1 protein-coding gene is annotated in these 887 nt (G+C 41.6%); it reads right to left on the reverse strand.

All coding sequences use genetic code 11. From position 1 onward, the window contains the following. Positions 1 to 140 precede the first annotated feature (140 nt). On the reverse strand, positions 141 to 887 hold a 747-nt coding region (gene menB / locus ACRD62_RS22460), incomplete at its 5' end, for a 1,4-dihydroxy-2-naphthoyl-CoA synthase (RefSeq protein WP_430822323.1).

The raw sequence follows: 887 nt of genomic DNA on the forward strand, positions 1-887 counted from the left end.
CATTTTCCCTTCGTTTTGAAACGAAGGGAAGCACAATTAAGATCGCATCCTTTTTTACGTTTTAGAAAAAGATGCAATCCTAATACAAAAAAGGCCATCCACAAACGGACAGCCTTGTAAAGTATCTCATTAAAAATTGATCAGGGAAATTTAGGAAACTGCTGAAAATCAGGATCTCTTTTCTCTAAGAAGGCCTTACGTCCTTCCTGTGCTTCTTCCATTAGGTAGAACATTAAAGTTGCATCACCTGCCATCTCCATAATTCCCGTCTGACCATCCAACTCAGCATTTAAGCCGCGTTTGATCATACGCAGTGCCATAGGGCTTCGTTGAAGCATTATTTTACACCATTCAATGGTTGCTTCTTCTAACTGATCCAAAGGTACAACACGGTTAACTAATCCCATATCTTCGGCTTCCTTAGCAGAATATTGCTTACAAAGAAACCAGATCTCACGTGCTTTTTTCTGACCAACATGACGAGCCAGATAGGATGAACCAAAACCGCCATCAAAACTACCCACTTTTGGACCACTCTGACCAAAAATTGCATTTTCTGAAGCAATGGTTAAATCACAAACCACATGCAATACATGACCACCGCCAATAGCATAACCATTCACCATAGCTACCACAGGCTTAGGTAGTGAACGAATGCGTTTGTGCAGATCCAACACATTCAAACGAGGCACTCCGTCATCATCTACATAACCACCATAACCTTTTACATTCTGATCACCACCTGAACAAAATGCCTTATCTCCTTCACCGGTTAAAACCACTACTCCAACATCCTGACGTTCACGACAGATATCAAAGGCCTCAATCAGCTCTTTCACTGTCTTGGGGCGAAAGGCATTATATACCCTTGGACGGTTAATCGTAAT

This window comes from Carboxylicivirga caseinilyticus (assembly GCF_050589785.1).
In the GTDB taxonomy this organism is placed as follows: domain Bacteria; phylum Bacteroidota; class Bacteroidia; order Bacteroidales; family Marinilabiliaceae; genus Carboxylicivirga; species Carboxylicivirga caseinilyticus.